The organism is Sporosarcina sp. BP05, assembly GCF_014282005.1.
Classification (GTDB): Bacteria; Bacillota; Bacilli; order Bacillales_A; family Planococcaceae; genus Sporosarcina.
Genome location: NZ_JACFTD010000004.1, coordinates 239743 through 254756 on the forward strand (window position 1 = coordinate 239743; position 15014 = coordinate 254756).

General features: G+C 41.1%; 13 protein-coding genes. 4 read left to right on the forward strand and 9 right to left on the reverse strand.

Annotated features, from left to right (window positions below; all coding sequences use genetic code 11):
* Positions 1–4: 4 nt before the first annotated feature.
* Positions 5–634, reverse strand: a complete 630-nt coding sequence (gene ccpN, locus H2672_RS07175) for a transcriptional regulator CcpN (protein ID WP_218624824.1) — start codon at positions 632–634, stop codon at positions 5–7.
* A 444-nt stretch (positions 635–1078) separates the two neighbouring features.
* Here ccpN and H2672_RS07180 point away from each other — a divergent pair, with 444 nt between their 5' ends.
* Complete coding sequence (locus H2672_RS07180; RefSeq protein WP_186670656.1) at positions 1079–2458, forward strand: glycine--tRNA ligase; 1380 nt, start codon at positions 1079–1081, stop codon at positions 2456–2458.
* A 92-nt stretch (positions 2459–2550) separates the two neighbouring features.
* Here H2672_RS07180 and H2672_RS07185 read toward each other — a convergent pair whose 3' ends face one another.
* From H2672_RS07185 to H2672_RS07195, 3 genes are all read right to left on the reverse strand, one after another.
* The gene (locus H2672_RS07185; protein ID WP_186670616.1) at positions 2551–2829 is read right to left on the reverse strand and encodes a spore coat protein; all 279 of its coding nucleotides are present in this window, start codon (positions 2827–2829) and stop codon (positions 2551–2553) included.
* Positions 2830–2931: 102 nt separating this feature from the next.
* A complete protein-coding gene (gene mprF / locus H2672_RS07190; RefSeq protein ID WP_186670617.1) occupies positions 2932–5460 on the reverse strand; it encodes a bifunctional lysylphosphatidylglycerol flippase/synthetase MprF in 2529 nt (842 codons plus the stop codon).
* A 398-nt stretch (positions 5461–5858) separates the two neighbouring features.
* Positions 5859–6488, reverse strand: coding sequence for an HD domain-containing protein (locus tag H2672_RS07195; protein ID WP_186670618.1), 630 nt, complete (start codon positions 6486–6488; stop codon positions 5859–5861).
* 145 nt (positions 6489–6633) lie between these two features.
* Between H2672_RS07195 and H2672_RS07200 the strand changes: the two genes are divergently transcribed.
* On the forward strand, positions 6634–6843 hold the full coding sequence (locus H2672_RS07200) for a cold-shock protein (protein WP_067210265.1): 210 nt from the start codon (positions 6634–6636) through the stop codon (positions 6841–6843).
* Positions 6844–7062: 219 nt separating this feature from the next.
* Here the strand turns inward: H2672_RS07200 and H2672_RS07205 are convergent, their stop codons facing one another.
* Complete coding sequence (locus H2672_RS07205; protein ID WP_186670619.1) at positions 7063–7251, reverse strand: zinc-finger domain-containing protein; 189 nt, start codon at positions 7249–7251, stop codon at positions 7063–7065.
* A gap of 89 nt (positions 7252–7340) precedes the next feature.
* Here H2672_RS07205 and H2672_RS07210 point away from each other — a divergent pair, with 89 nt between their 5' ends.
* Positions 7341–7730 (forward strand): ribonuclease HI family protein, encoded by a 390-nt coding sequence (locus tag H2672_RS07210; protein ID WP_186670620.1) that lies wholly within the window; start codon positions 7341–7343, stop codon positions 7728–7730.
* Positions 7731–7759: 29 nt separating this feature from the next.
* Here the strand turns inward: H2672_RS07210 and H2672_RS07215 are convergent, their stop codons facing one another.
* The 3 genes from H2672_RS07215 to H2672_RS07225 are packed head-to-tail and all read right to left on the reverse strand — an operon-like array spanning position 7760 to position 12799.
* Positions 7760–8350, reverse strand: coding sequence for a metallophosphoesterase family protein (locus tag H2672_RS07215; protein WP_186670621.1), 591 nt, complete (start codon positions 8348–8350; stop codon positions 7760–7762).
* Positions 8351–8386: 36 nt separating this feature from the next.
* Positions 8387–9208 (reverse strand): sulfurtransferase, encoded by an 822-nt coding sequence (locus H2672_RS07220; RefSeq protein ID WP_186670622.1) that lies wholly within the window; start codon positions 9206–9208, stop codon positions 8387–8389.
* Positions 9209–12799: a dynamin family protein gene (locus H2672_RS07225; protein WP_186670623.1), complete on the reverse strand. Its 3591-nt coding sequence runs from the start codon at positions 12797–12799 to the stop codon at positions 9209–9211. It abuts the gene before it with no gap.
* A gap of 164 nt (positions 12800–12963) precedes the next feature.
* On the opposite strand from H2672_RS07225, the gene H2672_RS07230 reads away from it, so the two are divergent.
* Positions 12964–13419, forward strand: a complete 456-nt coding sequence (locus tag H2672_RS07230; protein WP_186670624.1) for a chemotaxis protein CheX — start codon at positions 12964–12966, stop codon at positions 13417–13419.
* A gap of 61 nt (positions 13420–13480) precedes the next feature.
* Here H2672_RS07230 and H2672_RS07235 read toward each other — a convergent pair whose 3' ends face one another.
* Entirely contained in the window at positions 13481–14986 is a 1506-nt protein-coding gene (locus H2672_RS07235) for a carboxypeptidase M32 (RefSeq protein ID WP_186670625.1), read from the reverse strand.
* Between the last annotated feature and the right edge of the window lie 28 nt (positions 14987–15014).

Sequence of the window (15014 nt, forward strand, 5' to 3'; positions counted from 1 at the left end):
CCCCTCATAATTCGTGATCATCCGCAAGTGATAGGAAGGCTGCGGTAATATTAGTTTTGGTCACTCTTCCAACAACTTCAAGTCCCACTCCATTGTCAATGACAACTGGTAGCGAATCGATTTGTTGGTCTATCATTTTTTTCGCTGCATGAAGAAGCGTGTCTTGCTTTTCACAATACGTAATATTTGGCATTCTCGTCATAATCACATGGACCGGAATTTTTTCCAATTCATTGTTCCCAAGACTTGTCCTTAGTAGGTCTTTTCTTGAAAGGACTCCAGTAAGAAATGAAGATTGATCAACTACGAATAATGTCCCTACGTCTTCCAAGAACATCTGACAAATTGCATCATATACCGAAATATTTTCTTCCACAACAACCGGAATCGACTGGAAGTCACGTACTCTCATGCCGGTCATACTGTCAGCAACCGATTGGGCAGGTCTTTTTCCCGAATAAAAATAGCCTACTCGAGGTCTTGCATCCAAAAAGCCAGCCATAGTTAAAATAGCTAAGTCAGGACGGATTGTAGCCCTCGCTAGCTTAAGCCGCTCCGCGATCTGTTCGCCAGTGATTGGGCCATCTGCTTTAACGATTTCAAAGATCTCCGTCTGACGCTTATTCAGTTCCATATATGTCACCGCCCTAAGCGTTCAATTGTTTATCCTTGATTATTATATACGAAGACGCGCGCTATTGCGAAGAAAGCGGAACCATGCTAAACTAAGGGAGAATTGAATAGGCGAAGATAGGTCTATGAGTAATGTCAAATTGAAGCGAGCGGGGATAGTGAAAGCCCGAACCGACATGAAACGGCAACCTGGAGCTAATGTACTGTTAAAGAGGGCTGTTCGTACAGCCAATTAGGGTGGAACCGCGGGTAATCATGCACTCGTCCCTGGACATATGTCCAGGGATGGGTGCTTTTTAATTTGTTTCAGCATAAGGCCCCGCTGAAACAAATTAAAGCCTCCGGCGGATGTCACAGATTTTGAGGGGAATTAATTGAGCAAGCTCAATTCAAAATCTGGACACAAATCCGCCAAGGCGTATTTGATTAATAATTGGAGGGATTTATTATGTCAATGGAACAAGTCGTTAACTTAGCAAAGCAAAGAGGTTTCGTTTTCCCAGGCTCTGATATTTACGGAGGTCTAGCAAATACGTGGGATTATGGCCCGCTTGGTATCGAATTAAAGAACAATATTAAAAAAGCTTGGTGGCAGAAATTCATTCAGGAATCGCCGTATAACGTTGGTCTTGACGCAGCTATCCTTATGAACCCGAAAGTTTGGGAAGCTTCAGGTCATATCGGGAACTTCAACGATCCGATGATTGACTGTAAAAAATGTAACACACGTCATCGTGCAGACAAACTTATCGAAGATGCACTCGATGCAAAAGGGATTGAAATGGTTGTCGATGGTCTATCTTTCGATAAAATGTCAGAACTTATCAATGAACATAACGTTGTCTGCCCTACTTGTAGTGCTATGGATTATACAGATATTCGCCAGTTTAACTTGATGTTTAAAACATCACAGGGTGTGACTGATTCATCAGCGAATGAAATTTTCCTTCGTCCTGAAACGGCACAAGGTATCTTCGTAAACTTCAAAAACGTACAGCGTTCAATGAGAAAGAAAATGCCTTTTGGTATCGGACAAATCGGAAAAAGTTTCCGGAATGAAATTACACCTGGAAACTTCACGTTCCGTACACGCGAGTTCGAACAGATGGAACTTGAATTCTTCTGTAAGCCTGGCGAAGACATGGAATGGTACGCTTTCTGGCGTGAATTTTCAAAACAATGGTTATTGAACCTTGGTTTGACAGAAGACAATATGCGCTTGCGTGAACACGATGAAGACGAACTTTCCCATTACTCGAAAGGGACTGTTGACATCGAGTACAAATTCCCATTCGGATGGGGTGAACTATGGGGCATTGCGAACCGCACAGATTTCGACTTGAACCGTCATATGGAGCATTCCGGTGAAGATTTCCACTACCTAGATCCTATAACAAATGAAAAGTTTGTCCCTTATTGTATCGAACCTTCACTCGGTGCAGACCGTGTGACACTCGCTTTCCTTTGTGATGCGTTTGCTGAGGAAGAACTAGAAGGCGACGACAAACGTACTGTTCTTCGTTTCCACCCAGCACTTGCGCCGGTAAAAGCTGCGATTCTGCCACTATCGAAGAAACTCGCAGAGGGTGCCGATGAAGTCTACGCGGAACTGCGTAAACATTTCAACGTCCAATATGATGACGCACAGTCTATCGGCAGACGCTACCGCCGTCAAGATGAAATCGGAACACCATTCTGTATTACGTATGACTTTGATTCTGAAGAAGACCGTCAAGTGACAGTTCGTCACCGCGATTCAATGGAACAAACACGTATGCCAATTTCAGAAGTGCAAGAGTATATTGCAAAACAGCTTGAATTTTAAACTAAACTTCAAGAACTTAACTTAATTGATAAAACATAAAACCAGCCAAACAACAAGTTAACATGTTGTTTGGCTGGTTTTTTCGTTTAAAGTTATCGCTGTTCCCCACCATAATGATGGCCCATATTCCCGTGCTCATTGTGTCCATGATGTCCCATATTGTCGTATCCTGGATACCCCATACCTCCGTGTCCTGGATAGCCTGGGTATCCCATGTTCCAATAGTAGCCGGGGTAACCATAATAACCAGGATAGCCGTGATGAACGGGATAGCCTGGGTAGCCGTAGCTGGGATGTCCATGATGCCCACCATGGCCTGGGTAACCTTGATGTGCTCCGTAACCACCGTTAAACCCTCTCGAGTTTGTCAATTTAATCGCCCCTTTACATACGTACTATCTACGATATGTAAAGAAATTGCATGGGCTTAGGCTTCTACCTATTTCCTCTAAACATAACCCAACAACTGTAGATTAAGTTCTCTTTTTACCAATCAACAACGTAATTTGTGCCATTGTAAACGGCAATGAAGACTTTTTACGGTAGGCGACATATTTTGACGCCCAAAAATCCGCGTACTTCACCTTGAAATTTTTTAGTCCTTTGAAATGATAAAAATATTGGCCATGTAAAAAGATTTGGGCCGCAATTTTTTCACTTAAAAAGGAATACTTTGATTGCCCAACGTTTGATAACGGCGACATTCCTATATTAAATACTTTATATCCTTCTCCTTTTGCCCATTCGAATAAGGAAAGGAATATGAAATCCATCGTTCCAGATGGAGCACCCGGATTGAAGCGCATAAGATCTACGGAAATCCGTTCATCATTATCATACATTGACATTAAACTTGCAAAGCCGATAATGCCCTCTTCATCCCTTAAAATAGCGATTCGTGAAGTATTCAGGTATTGCTCGTCGAAAAAGCCAAGGGAAAATCCTTTCTCTGCTCTTCCTTGTAGCCATTTCGTAGATACTTCTTCTAATTCAGTCATCATCTCGGACGAAAAAGGTGGATTTACTAATTCAACTGAAAAATTCTCCCTTTCAAATTTATTTTTAACAGCCCTATATCCCTTCATCTTCTTTCCTGAAAATGTGAAACTGTCCAAATTGACATGCGCTTCCTCACCGAGCTTAAAGAAACCAAATCCATGTTCATGTAGGGCTGGAAGTATTTTATTGTTGACCTCATAAAAGACCGGCGTATAACCGTATTGATCTGCCGTTTCCAAAAACTCTTCGATTGCAGATGAAAAGTTACTTTCTAATCCAACTGGATTGCCGAGCACCACAATTTTATCGGCGTACGCTTGATAAGAAAATAAAACGGTATAGTCTTGATTCCAAAATACATATTTGTCATGTAAAAAGATAAGATGGGAAAACTCAGTCCCCGTATAGCGTTCAAGATGATCTTTAATTTTCTGTTCTTGATGAATAGATGGTTCCATTTCCATCATCTTTGGCTTACGAATCATATGTCCAATGAACAAAATGACTAAAGCTATAAGTATTCCAATAATCGCACTGTAAAACAAATCCCGGTAATCCGTTATTATATAGTCGCGCAATGCAGCCGGAATCTGAAATTTTGAGGACGGTAAGTTTAAATAGCCGATGAATACATACATCGCAGTAATGATTGTCACGACGGCTATGTCAAACAGGGCTATCCCCCACGTTAAAACATAACTTAAACGGTAAAACTGGCTTTTTGACACAATTAGCAAACCCATTACAATGAGTAAAAAGATAGCCTCTTCATAATCAAACCCTTTAAAAACTGAGAATAGAGCCGCACTAATTAAAACAATTATGGCTAGATGATACGTCCTTTTAACTTTGTATTTAATCCCTCTGCACAGCCCTAAGAGAATAAAACCGGCTGCGACAGTCAACTGGTGGGAAACATTCATAATTGGTAAAGATAAGAATTCTTGAGCGATTTTCAAGCGATTCAAGATACCTGGAACGGATGCGGAAAGCAGTAACACAATTCCGGATAGAAATACCATAATAGTTAACAGTGTATGACTAACTTTTTGAAGCACATTATTCGGTAAATCATCCCACGAAAGATTCCACCGGACCCAATATTCTTGTATGAATAAGAGAGAGGAGAATAAAAACGGCAGAACAAAGTAACCCATTCGATATAAAATAAGTAGGAAAAGAACTTTTTCATCAGCAATACCTACGCTTTGTGTGCCCCACAGAAAAACAAGGTCAAATGAACCAATTCCACCGGGAATCATACTCACAATTCCTGCGCAAGACGCAATTAAAAAGATTGGAATTAATGTCGAAAGCTCAATTGGTATATTTAACATAATGGTTAAAAACCAAATTACTAGCAAAACTGCCATCCATTCAACTACCGATGTTGCAATTAGCTGTACAGCAACTTTACCATTTAACAAAGAGGCATTTACTTTTTTATAACGGATCATATAAAGACCGATAAAAGTCGGAACATATAAACTGACGATAATTATTGTGATAAATAACCATTTCGTTTCCCTTAGAAGCGGGAAGTCCCAAAAAAAGATGGGAACAATCCATGCTAATAGTGAAATTCCCGTTAAGTAGAAGAGAGTGACCGAGGCGATATTTTTTAACAGCCCCTCCTTCTCCTCTTTATGTTTCGAATAGAAATAACTGCGGAGCATCAAACCGACAAGGCCACCAAATCCAATAAGATTTGAGTACGTATTGGCAATAAAAGAATGCCTCAATAATTTCCATTTCCCCATTTTAATTCCAAGTAATTTCACCAAAATGATATCATAGAAAAACATGGGTGTGACGGCGCAAAAGGATACTATAAGTATTAGTGCTAGTTCCCACGGATGCAATTGACTCACTTCATTCTGAAGCATACCTACGTCCACGCCACGAGCTGTTTGCTGAATTTCATATATAGCTAAAATTAATAACAAAAGTGGAATCATTACTTTGAAAACTTTGAGTAGCTGATCTTTGTTGATTTTGAACATAAACTCCCCCCCTATAAGATAATCTCTTTTAAAGTATATGATTACCATTTAAGGCTATAAAAACACATCTAAAAACAAATACTACCCCTATGATACTATGAATAAAATGAAAGGCACAAATGTCAATATGACCAGTAAACGGGACGTATAAATTTAATATACCTTGAACACTCTCCAATTCCCCGTCCATCCGATGACCAACAATTTTATTGAAATCAATAAAGATGCCCTTCGTGGTGGGTATTTTGGATTGAGAGAAAAGTATTTGCAAGCGACGCAATTGGAATGACGAAATTCTGGAAACCATTAGAAAAAAATTACTGTTACATACATGATGACTGAAATCATTCAAAAACCCCTTGTCTCTTATAGAACAAGGGGTTGCATTTTTATCGCCATTAAGTACCGATTTCACGATTTAATTGCTTTAAAAAACCTTCCATATAGTCATGTCGCTGCTCTGCCAGTCGCTTCCCTTCTTCTGTCACCATCAACTCTTTTAACAGCAACAACTTTTCATAAAAATGCGTAACTGATGCCGTTTCCTTGCCTCGGTATTCTGTTTCAGACATATTGTCACGAACCATCTCGTCTGTATCATACAGCTTCCTTCCCCTTGCACCACCGAACGCAAACGTCCGCGCAATGCCAATAGCACCGATTGCATCCAGTCGGTCTGCATCGCGGACAATGGCTCCATCGATGGACGTGATATCCTTGGCATTCCCACCACTGAATGACACGCTTTCAATACACGCAAATACTTTCTTAGCTAATTCACCATCAACACCAATTGCCTGTAAGATTTCCAATACGGTTGGATTGTCACCTGATTTGTATTTAGCATCCTCGATATCGTGTAACAAAACAGCAAGACGGACGACTTCCTCACTAGCTGTAGGCTCTCCAGCCAAGATTTCCTCCGCATTTTTCATGACGCGTTCGATATGGGCGAAATCATGACTTGCATCAAATTTATTGTAAATCTCTACGACTATCTTCTTGCATTTCTCAATAATTTTTGTCATATAATCACTCCTATTAATAAGTTTTTTTGATAAAATAACGTCTGAATATTTAGGCATATCATTGACGCACAATGTCGATTAATGTATAGTTGATGCATCCATGCACCTAATGGATTGGACATCGAATCGCCGAGGAGGAATGTACATGTACCAGGGAAAAGTCAAATGGTTCAGTAATGATAAAGGCTATGGTTTCATCGAAGCGGATGACGGGGAAGATGTGTTCGTCCACTTTACCGGTATTCTATCAGAAGGCTTTAAAACGCTTGATGAAGGACAATCCGTATCCTTCGAAATCATCGAAGGGAATCGCGGTCCTCAGGCAGCGAATGTCTTAAAACTTGGAGATGAATGATAAAGTACAAAAGCGCAAGCGCCTGTTCAGAGGCGACAGGCATAAGACGGGCTGGCGAAGCGGAGTTCTTTTCCGCACAGCCGGACCAGCTTATGACCCGAGCCCCTAGGCGCTGGAGTCTAGACGTCAAATCTCTAAGTGGTAATTTGCCCACAGTACGAGATTTTATAATTTCCTAGATAAATCAAAAATCCCGCTGACGCAATTTCCAGCGGGATATTATTTTGTGATTTTATTCATTTCCTGACCTAGAAACTGGAGCCGTTCCCCAATTGTACACGTTGTGATACAAAACTTATGTGATCCCGACTTCCCTTTGTCTTTTGACAACTGGGTTTTAAGGAAACAGCCATCGCAATAGGTATCCAGGATTCCGTCGATTTCTTTCATAATGATCGTTTTATTCATAACGACTACCCCCAAAAGACACGATTCATTAATTCTAATACGCTTTGGACATAGGTGCAACAAATCAAGTAAATCGAGGTGCTAAATAAATGATTGAGTTGTATGTAGACGGTGCAAGTGCAGGTAATCCCGGGAAAAGCGGTATCGGCATCTTCATAAAAGGTGAAGGTCATGTGATAAAATTATCCGAAAAAATCGAACCGACCGATAATCATTCTGCCGAATTTCAAGCGCTTTTACGCGGAATGGAAGAAACGTCTAAACTGACGACTGGCATGGTATCTGCTCGTTCGGATTCCCAAATCGTTGTCATGGCCGTGGAAAAACAATTCGTGAAAAATGAATTGCATAAAGAATACCTAAGAAGAATTCTTGAGATTGCAAACACGTTTGACTTCTTTTTCATTAAATGGATTCCCGATGCAGAAAACCGTGCAGCAGATGCACTTGCACGAGAAGCTATTCATAAAAAAGACTGAACAGGCGATTGTCTGTTCAGTCTTTTTCGTTAGGCTTTCATAAAAGTAACGGTATTTTTCAATACATCATACAGCACCCATTCTCGATCAATGACGACCGCCCCGACATTCACGAGGACCTTGTTACCACTTACATCATATGGTATTCCAATTTCAATTGCATCATTCACATCATTTCGGGACAGTTTAGATGTATGACTATGCCCGTAAAAAACAAGAGATCCATTCACTTCAGCATGAATGAGCGCCCACGGTTCACCGCCCCACTCCCACTGATGACCATGGATTATTTTAGCCGTGGCAATGTCTACCGTTTCCGGCATCGAGTCCAGTTTTTCCCGGAGCGGATCGTCCGTTTCGGTAATCATCAAAATCCGGTCTTCCTGGTTGCCACTAACCGATAAAAATGTTAATAGCTCAATAAACCCCTCGGGAATAATCATAACGTCATCAAGCTTCGTAAACTTCTGTTTCGTAATATCCCTCTTACTAATAATGCATTCAAACAGATCGCCAGTTCCGACACAGACTGCTTCTGGCGCTTTCTCCGAAATATCCGCGAGTACTTTTTCTAAATCCTCTTTAGAGGAATGTATGTCTCCAAGCAGTGCATAATGCATGCGTAACCCTCCATAGAATTGTTCTGATTGGGCCAGTCAATCTTTCTCGACTTTCGCCCCTGGTTGTGAAATCCAGTCACTATAGCTTCCGACATATAGACGGGCAAACTCATAACCATTGTGTTTGAGCAAAGCATATAAAGGCGCCGCCGTCACGCCGCTTCCACAATAAACCGTTACCTCTTCTGTAGGTTTAACAACAGTGTGCAATCGCTCTTTTACAGCAACATCCAAATTGAAGACGCCTTCTTTTTTCAGTTGTTCCCAGTCAAAGTTCAGCGCTCCTGGAATCCGTCCGGCAATCGGGTCGATTGGTTCATTTTCTCCCCGGTAACGTACTGCTGATCGAGCATCTAGCAGGACACTCGCTGTTTCACCAGCTACAGTTTCTTCAACGAATTGCCTTGGGGCATAGATGGTTTCATCCCACTGAGGGGCAACTAAAGTCCGCGGGGGCTCCGGTATACAATTATCTACAGGGAAACCCGCTTCTTTCATTGCCTCGAATCCTTCAAGTACGATTAATGAATTGTTAAATCCAGCATATTGCAATAGCCACCACGCACGAGTTGCAAATGGGCTTCCACCGTCATCATAAACGATTATTTGGTCATCAATCGAGAGTCCACTCGTTCTAAAAAGCTCTGTTAATGCCGCCTTCTCTGGCATCGGGTGTCTCCCTTCCGATTTCGTCATGTCGGACAAATCACGTTCAAGATCCCAGTAAACTGCACCTGTTATATGGATTTTTGTGTATTTCTGCTTGCCTTCATCCGCATCCTGCAATGAAAAACGTGTATCTATCCATTTGGATTTAGCATGATCAATATCTTTTATCGAAACAAAAACGGTAGCCAATCAAACCCACTCCTCTGTTTGTAGTTTCTCATACACAGTACGCCATTCACTTAGTTGTTCCGTTCCTTGAAGATGTGTTCGCTCAGAGGCAATCTGATTCAAACTTTCTTTCAGCAAGTGCTGTCTTAGCCCTTCCGCTTCACTGTCGATCCAACGGTCCGCCCACTTTTCAAGCAATTCTTTTTCACGACCAAGATAAATCGACGCATCCGCTTTCAACAATTCTTCCAATCGGACTTTCAATACATCACGCTCTCCCTTTTCGAAGAAGGCCTTCTGATTTTTGAACAATTTGTTGACACTTCCATAATTGTTCGAATCAGTGTATGGAGTTCCGAAAGACAACATGTCAGCATCTCGCGGTTCATAAGGTGAAGGTGCAATGGAGCTATCCTTGTCAGTTAATCCTGAAATTTCTATACGTTGCCGATTAGTCAACTGCTTTTTCATGAAATTTAGCATTCGCAAGTTCGTCACTTTAAGCTCTTGTGTCAAATCAAATCCAATCATTTGCACGGTTTCAGCTAGTGCACCTTTCAATGCCCGGTCTGCAGAATTGTTAACGAAAACAGATGGACTGTACGCCTCTTTGAAGAAATCACCGAAACGTAAAAATACACGTTGCAAAATGTAGTAGACAAGTTCGCTTAATTCATCATGAGTTGCTTTTGTTAGCACTTGCGTAAATTTGTGTGAGAAATGTTGGCGCACTTCCCCTTCAAGTTTGTTCAATTCGTCCAATCTTTCCGCCTTACGTGTTCGATTTGTTTCTGTCCGGCTAATAAGTGAGGAAAGTCGTTCAATTGTTTTTACCGCCTCTTCTTCGAGTGCCAGAACAGCAAGTCCTTTTAGATCATGTTCAAGAAAATAATGGAATTCTTCTTCAAAAGGCGCCATAAACGGATCCATCCGATTATCCACTTTTGCCTCAAGTGCCTGTAAACTTGAAATCCCATGGACTCTAGGATTACGGATACCAAATTTCCGAAGTTCATCCCCAACGAATGTCTTAACTGCTTCCGCCTCTTCCGCATCAGATGCAAGGTCAATTGCATTGACAACAAAAAACATCTTATCTAGCTCGAATGCATCCTTCACCCGACCAAGCTGGACAAGGAACTCCCTGTCTGCCCTCGCAAACGCATGATTATAATACGTGATGAAAAGAATCGCATCCGCATTTCTGATATATTCAAACGCAACATCAGTATGACGCGCATTAATGGAGTCGGCTCCTGGTGTATCAACGAGGGTGATTCCTTTTCTAGTCAATTCGCAATCATAATAGAAGTCGATTGATTCGACGAAACAGCTTCGGTCTTCTTCTGCAACAAATTTAACGAATTCTTCCTGCCCGACCTTAATAATTGTGCCAAGCACTTCACGATAAAGAGGATAGCCTCTTTTGAATGCAGCAATAAATGCTTTATGAATATGGAGACTTTCATCCGTCAATTCTGCATTTAGTGCATCATTTGCTTGTTGGAAAGCATCCGTCAATGATGTTGCCCTGATACCAAGCGCTTCAAAGGATCGGAAAACATCTTCCTTCATCCGGTCTTCCGTTTTCAATAAAATATCGGCCGTTTTATCTTCTTTTCCTACAGAAATCGGACGTATCCGATTGATGGCTGCAGTAGTTGGATTTGGAGAAACTGGCAAGACATTTTCCCCAATTAATGCATTGGAAAAAGATGATTTTCCTGCGCTGAACGCACCGAATAACGCAACAGTGAATTCTTGTCCGTCCAGTCGGTCAGCTTTTTTACGAAGGTAGTCCGCTGTTTCCAGAAAACCCGGAATCGCTTCAACCGAATTTGCGATATGAATGGCGTGCTTAACTACTGATTCCGAATTTGAAGTAATTACTTCTCGCTTAACTTGTTCGTTTTCTGCCGTGTGATTTGGATTATTCTCCGAGGAAAATACTTCTTCCGCTTCATTGAACTCAACTAATTGCAGCGTTTTCTGTACTTTCCACTGTTGAAGAAGTGCATTGGCTTCCACATTCGAGCCAACAATTTCATTTTCGAGATTTGCCAATTGGACTTCCACTTCACCGACCTGCCGAATTGCATGCAACTTCTCATCCAATCGGTACACTTTTTGTTCAAGAATACCCGTGTTGTCATTCCCCGCTGCTAATGCGATTTGAGTCATCGCGTGTTTCCAATCCTCGGTCATTCGCCTAAATGCTGCTTGAATCGTTGTTCTCATACGTTCAGAATAGTTGAGAACGGTGTCGCCAGTTATAGTATCAGATACATTAAATTCTTTTTCTATATCAGAAAATGGGATCGTTAAGTTGATTTCATCAATCATCAGTGATCGCTCATCCGTTAAGATCCCCGTTTCTTTCAGCGATTTTTTCATAAGCGTCTTTAGATGGACCTCAATTTGCGCATGCACAAGTTTCCCCATATTGTCAGCAAGCGCTTCTTTCCGCCGCGCCTTTTCTTCCGCCGTCTTTTTCGCACCAAACAGAAGTCCAACTTTAAATCTGGACGACAGCGATTCCAAGTAGTTTTTCAGTAGTTCACGTGTTTCATATGGTGTAATTGCCGCGCCATGCAATAGGTCATTTCGTTCCTTTTCAAATGTGGAAGAGAACGTATCCCCCGATAGTAGTTTCAGCATTTTTCGTGATTCTAAAGCCTCTTCCTCAAGCTCATCTTGCTTAGTCCATTCATCTTCTGAAACAATTTCGGAGAACGTGTTTTTCCGTTCCGCAATTTCATCAGACAAGAATTGGCTATGCTCATCTTTCAGTTTTACTAATGTCATCTCGGCGTTGTCGACGAATTGTTCTTGCCAGTTTTCCATTGATCCATCAACAATTGCTTTCACGTCACTAAAATCATTATGCGGGTGCGTTAAATCCTTCAATGACGTATAAAAAATCCCTTTCGGTACGACACCCCACATTTTAAATGAATCCTCAACCGACTTTTTGAAATCCACAAACGACAACTCGCTGTTTCGGTGTTTATCAATTTGGTTGATAATCAAATAAACGTTATCGTTGTAACGCATCAATTCTTTCGTAAAACGGAAATTCAACTCCGACTGCACATGATTGTAATCCATCGTGTAAAAGACGAGATCCGCGAGATGCAGTGCGGATTCTGTCGACAAACGGTGCGCATCATCCGTTGAATCAACACCGGGCGTATCCATAACAGTAATCCCTTCCGGTAATTTCGATTCTGTATGGCCGATTTCAACGAGCGAAACGGCCGCACCATCCTTACTGAACGACTTGACGGCGGCTGGAAATCCATGCCCGCCGTATTTTACTGCTGTACCATCTGTATGATGGATAATAGCAAAATCCGTTTCAGTTTTCCGTACTTTAACAATGTTGGCGCTCGTCGGTATCGGACTTGACGGCAGTAAGTCTTGGCCTGTTAACGCATTAATCATCGACGATTTACCCGCCGAAAAATGACCTGCAAATCCAATGGTATATTCTTTGTCAATAAGCTTTTTGGCGAATAATGCCGTTTTCTTAAAGCGATCTTCATCATCATTCGTTTTAAAAAGCAGTCCGTATGTAGCAGCTTGTTGTAATAGGTTATCTAATTCTGGCATTTATCTTTCGATCCCTTCATCAATTACTCTTTTTATCATACCATTTATCAACGTTCAAATTATCAACAAATTTTTCTATGCATATTTTGTCGCTTTTTGCTTAATTCAACTTTCGTCATGATATAATTGACCTATCGTTCCATTTTAGAAAGGCGGAGACTTAAATGAGCACATCGAAGAATGCACAAATGATATTAAATGGGACAATTTCTTCACTGACATCTGTTATTCCGGTCAAATTGGACGTCCTCGGTCCGACGACTACAGTTCAACCATATGAACAAAAAGAGATAAGTGTCTTAATTGGACTTGTTGGCGGCATAAAAGGAAGGCTTCTCATTGATGCATCTTTAGACGCCATAAATACGATTGGACAAGCAATGTTTGGTATGTCAATCGAAGGCGAAATGATCGAATCATTCACGGGCGAACTTGGCAATATGGTTGCTGGAAACTTATGTACTATACTTGAAAAAGATGGCCTCATTCTTGATATTTCCCCTCCTACCGTTATGACAGGGTCAACGAAATTTTACGGCTTCAAACAGGCATTTAAATTACCCGTTAAGATTGATGGCGGCGGAATGTTAACTGTCCTGTTAACTATTGATGAACAGTAAAGTCCACTAAAAACAGTCCCTTCCCCGGATTCTTTGGGGCTCACGGGACTGTTTTTACTTTTTATAGGCTATATAACTTTGTGTATTTTTCAGACAGGTAATCTGATAAGTATTTGGCGTTCAATCCTTCGCCCGTTGTATCTTTAATAATTTCAAGCGGCTGTTTCAGTTTGCCGTATTTGTGAACATGTTCTGTTAACCAATCAAGAATCGGTCCAAAATCACCATTCCCACAAAGTTCGTCGAAATTAGGTAGATCTTTTAACATGGCGACTTTCAGCTGGGCCGCGTACATATAGCCAAGTGCGTATGACGGGAAATAACCAAAGGACCCGCCAGCCCAGTGAACATCTTGTAAAACACCTTCACCGTTATTTTCTGGACGGACGCCAAGGTACTCCTCATATTTATCATTCCAAATTCGGGGCAGATCTTTCACTTCATAATCGCCGTTAAAAATGCCTTTTTCGATTTCATAACGAATCATAATGTGAAGCGGATACGTCAGTTCATCTGCTTCAATCCGAATGAGCGATGGTTTTGACACATTGATCGCACGAAGGAAATCTTTAAGTGCTACACCCTTAAATTGTTCAGGTGAATGGCTCTTTAATAAGTCAAAGTTATACGTCCAAAAGCTTTCATTATGTCCGACAAACTGTTCATAAAACAATGATTGAGATTCATGAATACCCATTGAAGTACCTTCTGCAACTGGTAATCCTTCAAGTTCTAGATCAATATTTTGATCGTAAAGTGCATGTCCGCATTCATGGATTGTTCCAAAAACAGCAGAACGGAAATCATTTTCATCGTATTTCGTCGTAATTCGAACGTCGCCAATATTGATGGCTGTTTCAAATGGATGAACGGTTTCATCTAAACGGCCTGCTTCAAAATTATAGCCAAGTTGTTTCAAAATAGCATGGCTAAATGCTTTCTGGTTTTCTTTCGGAAATTGTTTGAATAAAAATGATGTGTCAGGTTGGTTGCCTGATTCAGAAATTTTCTTCACTAGCGGCACGATTGTCTCTTTCAATTGGCCGAAAACTTCATCGATGATATCTGTTGTCATTCCCGGTTCGTATTGATTTAGCAATGTATTATAAGGATTGCCATCTTTCTCGCCCCAATAGCCAATGAACTTCTTCGTCGTTGAAATAATTTTTTTAAGATACGGAAGGAACGTGTCAAAATCAGCTTGTTCTTTTGCATCTTCCCATGCGGATTCTGATTGAGAAGTCAGCACGACAAATTCGCGGTATTCCTCCGCGGGAATTTTTTTGCTTAGGTCGTATTCCTTTTTCACTTCTTCAACTGTTTTCAACAAAATTGGGTTAAGTGTGTCTTTCCTATTGCCAAGTTCTTCGAGATAGCCCCCCATTTCCTCTGAGACACTCAATTTAAATAACTCTGTCGATAACGTTCCGACTGCTTCTGATCTTGCTGGAATGCCTTTTTTCGGTGCTCCTGTTCTCATATCCCAATACATTATTGAAACGGCTTCTGAGTATGCACTCATTTTTTTTAGCAAAGCTACGAACTTTTCTTCTGTTGTCAAATCCATTCCCCCTTTTACTATACAGGCTTCTATA

What these genes read in the sequence shown, in the direction of transcription:
- ccpN (WP_218624824.1), bottom strand. Translation starts at nt 634, where the DNA reads ATGGAACTGAATAAGCGTCAGACGGAGATCTTTGAAATCGTTAAAGCA.
- mprF (WP_186670617.1), bottom strand. Translation starts at nt 5,460, where the DNA reads ATGTTCAAAATCAACAAAGATCAGCTACTCAAAGTTTTCAAAGTAATG.
- H2672_RS07195 (WP_186670618.1), bottom strand. Translation starts at nt 6,488, where the DNA reads ATGACAAAAATTATTGAGAAATGCAAGAAGATAGTCGTAGAGATTTAC.
- H2672_RS07200 (WP_067210265.1), top strand. Translation starts at nt 6,634, where the DNA reads ATGTACCAGGGAAAAGTCAAATGGTTCAGTAATGATAAAGGCTATGGT.
- H2672_RS07205 (WP_186670619.1), bottom strand. Translation starts at nt 7,251, where the DNA reads ATGAATAAAACGATCATTATGAAAGAAATCGACGGAATCCTGGATACC.
- H2672_RS07210 (WP_186670620.1), top strand. Translation starts at nt 7,341, where the DNA reads ATGATTGAGTTGTATGTAGACGGTGCAAGTGCAGGTAATCCCGGGAAA.
- H2672_RS07215 (WP_186670621.1), bottom strand. Translation starts at nt 8,350, where the DNA reads ATGCATTATGCACTGCTTGGAGACATACATTCCTCTAAAGAGGATTTA.
- H2672_RS07225 (WP_186670623.1), bottom strand. Translation starts at nt 12,799, where the DNA reads ATGCCAGAATTAGATAACCTATTACAACAAGCTGCTACATACGGACTG.
- H2672_RS07230 (WP_186670624.1), top strand. Translation starts at nt 12,964, where the DNA reads ATGAGCACATCGAAGAATGCACAAATGATATTAAATGGGACAATTTCT.
- H2672_RS07235 (WP_186670625.1), bottom strand. Translation starts at nt 14,986, where the DNA reads ATGGATTTGACAACAGAAGAAAAGTTCGTAGCTTTGCTAAAAAAAATG.